Origin of the sequence: uncultured Fretibacterium sp., from assembly GCF_938030725.1 — a bacterium.
Classification (GTDB): Bacteria; Synergistota; Synergistia; order Synergistales; family Aminobacteriaceae; genus Fretibacterium.
In genome coordinates, this window is sequence record NZ_CALHIQ010000175.1 from 1 (window position 1) to 7,122 (window position 7,122).

Genomic DNA, 7,122 nt, shown 5'->3' on the forward strand with positions numbered 1-7,122 from the left:
GGGCTGCCCTCCCTGGGCCGCGTTCGCAGGGCCACGTGGTGAGGGGCGTGGCCGGGGGTCGGGAGGACCTCGATCAGGCCGCCCGGGTCCTCCGAAAGGAGCGGGGCGGCCAGCGGCTCCGGCTCCCCGTAGGCCAAAGCCACGTCCCCCAGCGTCCTCACCGAGGCGCTCCACAGCCGGTCCGGCCTCCGCAGGTGGGCGAAGGCGCGGGGATGGGCCAGCACGCCGGCATGAGGCCACCGTCGGCAGAAGGCGCCAACGCCCCCCGCGTGGTCCAGGTGGATGTGGGTCAGCAGCACGAGGTCCACGTCCTCCGTCAGGTGCTCCAGCGCCCCGTTCAGGAGGGGAATCGTGTTCGCCGGGCCGGGGTCGACGACGACGCGCCGCCCCAGGGCGTCCACGAAGAACCAGGAGGCGATGAACTGCCGGAAGCCCGGCATCCCCTGAGGCAGGTCGATCAGGAACAGCCCCTCGCCGAAGTCGAGGGTCGCGCCCGCCGCCGCGGTCATTTTTCTATCCTGACGATCATGTTGCGGTAGGCGTAGTTTTTGAGGTCCCGAATCTCGTCGTTGTTCATCCGGATGCAGCCCTCGGAGGCCATGGTCCCCAGGGAGTCCGGAGCGTGGGTGCCGTGGATGCCGATGCCCTTCCAGCCTCCCGTGTCCAGCCGGATGAACCAGGGGCCGTAAGCCCCCGCGATCTCGCCCTTGCCGTCGCCGAAGTCGTGCTTCCAGGCCGAGGCGTTTTCGATGGACAGGACGCGGAACTGCCCCTCCGGCGTGCGGTTGTCCCCAACGCGGCGCTTGTTTCCGGGGTTCTTGCCAATCGCGACGTTGTAAGTCTTCACCAGGTCCCGCCCCCGATAGAGGGACAGCCGGTACTGCCCCTTGTTGATGAGAATCCAGTACTTCCCCGCGCCGCGGGGCGGCCGCAGGGCGCTGGGGGTCGGTGTCGGCTCCGTCATTTGGGGAGTTTCGTCCTCCGGCTCCTCCACCTCCGGCAGGACGGCCAACGGCTCCGAACTCGCGGCGCCGAGTGCCTCGTCCACAATGAGGGCGGGGACGTCCGGAGAACCCAGAGGAGCGCTCAGGGGAACCTCCGCCTCAGGGGCGGGCACGGGCCCGCTGCGGAGAAACTCCATCCCCAGGACGACGACTGCCGACGCTGCACCGCAGAACACGATGAGCCGCATCAGCGGATGCATCCGACGCCGCGCCACCCAGCGGCCCTGCCCCTTGTCGATCCACGTGGTCCGCAGCGTCAAGAGGTCCTTTATAAACTCCAGAAAAGCGTTCATTTCCATCCCCTGATCGTTTGAAATGTCAGCGCCCAAAAGCGGCGGCCCGCCGCCGGTCGGACCTCAGAAGTATACCGCATCCGTCCCCGAAGTCCACGGGCAAAAAGCGGGCCGGGCGGCCGCGAACGGGTCACTCGAAGGAGTCCGAGTGGAGGTCCTGGGGGGCGTCGCCCCTCTCGGTCAGGGCCTGCTCCACCGAGGACAGCCGGGCCCGCTCGCCGAAGATCAGGAGCGTGTCCCCCGCTTCGAGCTGCGTGCCGCCCTTGGGGATGAGGAAGCGGGAACCGCGGTTGATCAGGAGGATCGTCACGCCCTCCGGGAACTTCAGCTCACTCACCGTGCTGCCGATGACCGCCGCGTCCGGCAGGATGTCCACCTCCCGCGTCTCGTCGCTGCCGCTGCCGGGGGTGCGGTCGAAGGAGAGGGGGTAGGAGGGGGCGACCCGGACCGTCGCGTCCAGCCCCAGCCACCGGGCGACCGTCGCCAGGGTCTTGCCCTGCAAGATGACGGAGGTCAGCACGACGAAGAAGATCAGGTTGAACATGAAGCGCGCCTGGGGGTGCCCCTCCGTCAGAGGGTACGTGGCCAGGATGATGGGCACGGCCCCCCTCAGGCCCGTCCAACTGACGAAGAGCTTCTCCCGAAAGCTGCTGTCGCTGAGGGCGGAGCACAGGAACACCGCTGCCGGCCGGGCGACGAACATCAAGAAGGCCGACACCAGGAGCCCCAGCCCGATGACGGACCGGTTGATCAGCTCCACGGGGTTGACCAGGAGCCCCAGCACCAGGAACATCACGATCTGCATCAGCCAGGCGAAGCCCTCGTGGAAGCGCTGCAGGCTGTACTTGTAGAGGAAGTCCTGCCCTCCCATCACGATGCCGCAGACGTAGACGGCCAGGTAGCCGTTGCCGTTCACGCTGTTGGCCAGGCCGAAGGTGAAGAGCACGATGCTGATGCCCCACACGGGGTAAAGGGCCTCGTTCTCCACCCGCAGCCGTTCGATCATCGTGCAGGAAAGGCGCCCCATCATCCAGCCCACGGCGCCGCCCGCCACCATCTGCACCACGAAGTTCGCGGCCAGTTGGGCGACGGGGACGCTGTCGCTGGTCAGCCACTTCAGAGCGGTGATGGTGAGGAACACGGCCATGGGGTCGTTGCTGCCGGACTCAAACTCCAAAAGCGGCTTGAGCTTCCCCTTCACCCCGACCTTCTGGGTCCTCAGGATGGAGAACACCGCGGCCGCGTCCGTCGAGGAGATGATCGCCCCCAGCAGGAAGGCGTCCTTGAAGGAGAAGCGGGGCAGGCAGGCCAGGGGCAGGGCCATGAAGAGCGCCGTCAGGAACACGCCGAGCGTCGAGAGCACCAGCCCCTGCTGCACGATGGGGCGCACGTCGTCCCACTGCGTGTCGAATCCGCCGGAGAACAGGATGAAGGCCAGGGCGAAGGTGCCGATGGAGTTCGTCGTCACCGCGTCGTCAAACTGCAGCCCCCCCGGCCCGTTCTCCCCCGCCAGCATGCCGATGGCCAGGAACAGGATGAGCCCCGGCATCTTGATGCGCTCCGAGAGCGTGCCCGCAACGAGGCTCAGGAAGAAGAGAAGCCCCGCCACGAGGAAGGGGTCCACGTACTCCAGCAATCAAAACACTCCTTTCGTCCCAACCGCTCCCGCCGTTTCGGCAGGGGCCTGAACGTCCTTCGCCGTGCCCTGGTCCAACGCCTCGTTCAGGCTCCCCATGCGATAGCCCGCGAGGTCCAGCGTCACGTAGCGGAACCCGGCCGCCCTCAGGGCCTCCGTCACGGCCTCCCGCCGCGCCAGGACGCGGGGAAGGTCCTCGCACTCCGCCTCGACGCGCGCCAGGTCGCCGTGAGCCCGCACGCGGAACTGCGCCGCGGGGGGCAGGATGCCCGCCAAAAAGCGCTCCGCGGCCTCCACGCGCCTCAGCGCCTCCGCCGTCACCGGCTCCCCGTAGGGGATTCGGGAGGCCAGGCAGGCGCGCGCGGGCTTGTTCCACGTGAAGAGCCCCATCGCCCTCGCGGCGGCGCGGACCTCCGCCTTCGTTATCCCCGCCTCCAACATGGGGCTCCGCACGGAGCTGAACTCTGCAAGCGCCTTCATCCCCGGACGATAGTCCCTGAGGTCGTCCGCGTTCGCCCCGTCCAGCACCCAGGGGATGCCGCGCTCCGCGGCCCAGCGGACGACGGCCTCGAGGCGCATCCTCTTGCAGAGGTAGCACCGGTCCCGCGGGTTGGCGACGAAGCCCGCGTCCTCCAGCTCGTCCATTGGAAGCACCTCGTGTCGGATGCCCACCTGCGCGGCCAGCCGCCCGGCGTCGGCCCGCTCGTCGGCGGACAGGAGCGGGGACTCGATCGTCACGGCCACGGCGCGCCGGCCCAGCGCCTCGTGGGCCAGCACCGCGAGGAGCGAGCTGTCCACGCCGCCCGACAGCGCCACAGCGACGTCGCCCATCGCCTCCAGAAGCCGGCGAACTTCAAGCAGCCGCTCCTCCACCTCGGATTCCAGGTCCGTCCCCTCCATTCGTCGTTTGAAACATATCCTTTACCATAAAAAAACGCCCGCACAAAATCAACCGCCAAGACACGGAATAAGGACAAAAGGCGTGGGCGGAGGCCGATCGGCTTCGTGCCGCTCCGTGCCTCCCTAAACGCCGTCAGGCTTGATATAATGTTGAGATCATTTCGAGCGGCCCGGCGCCGCACGTCAGGAAAGAGGTTTTTTTGAATGCAGCATCGAACTGGACGCGAGCTTCGAGAGATGTTTCTGAAGTTCTGGGAGGAGAAGGGCTCGCACCGCTGCCCCAGCTTCTCCCTGATCCCGGACGACCCCTCCCTGCTCTTCACCATCGCGGGCATGGTGCCCCTGAAGCCCTACTACCTGGGCATCCGACAGCCGCCGTACCCCCGCATCGCCACCAGCCAGAAGTGCGTGCGCACAAACGACATCGAGAACGTGGGGCGCACCGCGCGGCACCACACCTTCTTCGAGATGCTGGGGAACTTCTCCTGGGGAAGCTACTTCAAGAAGGAGGCCATCACCTGGGCCTGGGAGTTCCTGACGGATCGGATCGGCCTCGACCCCAGCCGCCTCTACACCACCATCTACCAGGACGACGAGGAGTCCTGGGAGGTGTGGCACCGCCAGGCGGGCCTGCCGGAGGACCGCATCCTCCGCTTCGGCCAGGACAACAACTACTGGTTCATGGGGGACACGGGGCCGTGCGGCCCCTGCTCCGAGATCTACTACGACCGGGGCCCGGCCTACGGCTGCGGCAAGCCGAGCTGCGGCGTGGGCTGCGACTGTGACCGTTACCTTGAGATCTGGAACCTGGTGTTCACCCAGTTCGACCGGCAGAAGGACGGAAGCCTGCCGAACCTGCCCCACAAGAACATCGACACCGGCATGGGGCTGGAACGGCTGGCCTCCCTGGTGCAGGGCGTGGACACGGACTACGAGACGGACCTCTTCACGCCGCTGATCCGGCACACCTGTGCGCGCGCCGGCATCCAATACGGCCAGGGCGGCCGAAGCGACATGGCCGTGCGCGTCATCGCGGACCACGTCCGGTCCGTGGCCTTCATGCTGGCGGACGGCGTGCTGCCCGCCAACGACGGCCCGGGCTACGTGCTGCGCCGGCTGCTGCGCCGAGCCGTGCGCTTCGGACGGCTCCTGGGGTTCGAGGGGGCCTTCCTGTGCGAGTACATGCCCATCCTGATCGACCTGATGGGCGACCCCTACCGCGAGCTCATCGATCAGCGTCCCACCATCGAACAGATCATCACCGTGGAGGAGGAGCGCTTTCAGAGGACCCTCCAGCAGGGCACCGACCTCTTCGAGGCCGAGACGGCCCGCCTGGCCGCGGCGGGGCGCAGGGAGGTTCCGGGGGAGGTGGTCTTCACGCTCTACGACACCTACGGTTTCCCGCCGGAGCTGACGCGGGAGATGGCGGACGAGCAGGGCTTCGCCGTGGACGAAGCGGGCTTCAAGGCCGCCATGCAGCAGCAGCGGGACCGGGCCAGGGCCTCCAGCAAGCAGAAGAAGAGCGCCCTCGCCGGCGACGTCTACACGGAGCTGGAGAACGAGGGGGGTGCGACGCGCTTCACGGGCTACGCCTCCGCCATGGGCGCGGGGAAGGTGACGGCCATCCTGACGAAGGAGGGCCGAAGGGACCACATCGAGGGCAACGTGGAGTTTGAGCTCGTGCTGGACGAGACGCCCTTCTACGCGGAGCGCGGCGGCGAGGTGGGCGACACGGGGACCATCCGGGACGGAGAGACGACCCTGGAGGTCCTGAACACCGTGCCCCACGGCGGGGTCATCGTCCACCACGTGAGGATGACGGAGGGCTCCGTCCGCGTCGGGGACGACGTGACGGCCGAGGCGGACGAAGCGCGCCGACAGGCCATCCGCCGCAACCACACCGGAACGCACCTGCTGCACGAGGCGTTGGGCCGCGTGCTGGGCCGCCACGTCCGCCAGGCGGGCTCCCTGGTGACGGATCGCTTCCTGCGCTTCGACTTCACGCACCACACGCCCATGACGGACGGGCAGATCGAGGAGGTCGAGCGCATCGTCAACGAGGAGATCCTGCGGAACGTCCCCCTCTCCACGGCGGAGCACACGCTGGATGAGGCGCGGGAGCTGGGGGCGAAGGCGCTGTTCGACGAGAAGTACGGCGACGTCGTGCGCGTGGTGACGGTGCCGGACTTCTCCATGGAGCTCTGCGGCGGCCTGCACGTGCGGGCAACGGGCGACATCGGCAGCTTCAAGGTCCTGCGCGAGGAGAGCATCGGCTCCGGGACGCGACGCATCCTGGCGGTGACGGGGATGGAGGTCGTGGAGCTGATGCAGGTGCTCTTCGGCCTGCGCCGCCGCCTGATGGGCATCCTCTCCGCGGACGAGGAGGGGCTGGAGGCGAAGGCCAAAGACCTGGCAGAGGAGCTGCGTGCCCTCCAGAAGCGGGCCCAGGAGCGGGCGCGCCACGAGATGACAGACAACGTGGATCGGTTCGTGGAGCGGCGCCGCGTGGGCGGCGCAGTGCTGCACATCGGCAGGTTTTCGGACGTCAAGCCGGACGTCCTGCGCGACGTCGGGGACCGGGTGAAGGCGGGGCCGGACCCGTCGGTGGCCCTCCTGGCTTCCGTGGACGGGAACGGGACCTGCACGCTCATCGTGATGGCGGACGACCGGGCCGTGAAGCTCGGGGCCAACGCGGGCGCCATCGTGCGCGAGGCCTCGGCCGTCCTGGGCGGCAAGGGCGGCGGCAGGCCCTCCACGGCCCAGGGCGGCGGACGGGATGGGGAAAAGCTCGATGAGGCCCTGGAGCGCGCGGCGGAGGTCCTGAAGGGGCAGTTGGGGGCATGACGGAGGCTCAACCCGGGCGCGTGCTGGCGCTGGACGTAGGCAGCGCCCGCGTCGGCGCGGCCATCAGCGATCCCATGCGCCTCATCGCCCAGGGGCTGGCCGTCTGGCCCGTGGTGGACAGGGACGGAGGCTGGCGGCGAAAGTTCGAGGCCTGCCTCGTGCAGTACGCCCCGACGCTGGTCCTGGTGGGAATGCCCACGCGCACGGACGGCACGAGGGGGCCGGAGGCGGAGAGGGTGGCGAAGCTCGTCGACCTCCTCCGCGCCGGCCACCCGGACCTGGCGTTCGACACGTGGGACGAGCGCTTCACCACCGTCATAGCCCACCGGGCGATGATCGAGGGCGGCGTCTCCCGCAGCGGTCGGCGTCAGCGGGTGGACAAGATCGCCGCCGTCCTGATCCTGGAGAGCTGGCTCGCGCGGCAGGCCGCCCCATGACGCCCCGT

The 7,122-nt window shown here is 68.5% G+C and carries 6 protein-coding genes; 2 read left to right on the plus strand and 4 right to left on the minus strand.

The features are described 5' to 3' along the window. The 4 genes from Q0629_RS09700 to larE all read right to left on the minus strand — a co-directional run. Positions 1-509 (minus strand): MBL fold metallo-hydrolase (locus tag Q0629_RS09700; protein WP_298781925.1); only part of this gene is annotated, 509 nt, incomplete at its 3' end. Next, entirely contained in the window at positions 506-1,297 is a 792-nt protein-coding gene (locus Q0629_RS09705) for a L,D-transpeptidase (RefSeq protein WP_298781927.1), read from the minus strand. The genes Q0629_RS09705 and Q0629_RS09700, both read right to left, overlap by 4 nt. Positions 1,298-1,427: 130 nt before the next feature. Further along, positions 1,428-2,933 (minus strand): potassium/proton antiporter, encoded by a 1,506-nt coding sequence (locus Q0629_RS09710; protein WP_298781929.1) that lies wholly within the window; start codon positions 2,931-2,933, stop codon positions 1,428-1,430. Next, positions 2,934-3,833 (minus strand): ATP-dependent sacrificial sulfur transferase LarE, encoded by a 900-nt coding sequence (gene larE, locus Q0629_RS09715; protein WP_298781932.1) that lies wholly within the window; start codon positions 3,831-3,833, stop codon positions 2,934-2,936. 204 nt (positions 3,834-4,037) lie between these two features. Here larE and alaS point away from each other — a divergent pair, with 204 nt between their 5' ends. Together alaS and ruvX are read left to right on the plus strand one after the other, a co-directional pair. Then, positions 4,038-6,677, plus strand: coding sequence for an alanine--tRNA ligase (gene alaS / locus Q0629_RS09720; RefSeq protein ID WP_298781935.1), 2,640 nt, complete (start codon positions 4,038-4,040; stop codon positions 6,675-6,677). After that, positions 6,674-7,114: a Holliday junction resolvase RuvX gene (gene ruvX, locus Q0629_RS09725; protein WP_298781937.1), complete on the plus strand. Its 441-nt coding sequence runs from the start codon at positions 6,674-6,676 to the stop codon at positions 7,112-7,114. The genes alaS and ruvX overlap by 4 nt, the downstream gene beginning before the upstream one ends. Positions 7,115-7,122: the final 8 nt, after the last annotated feature.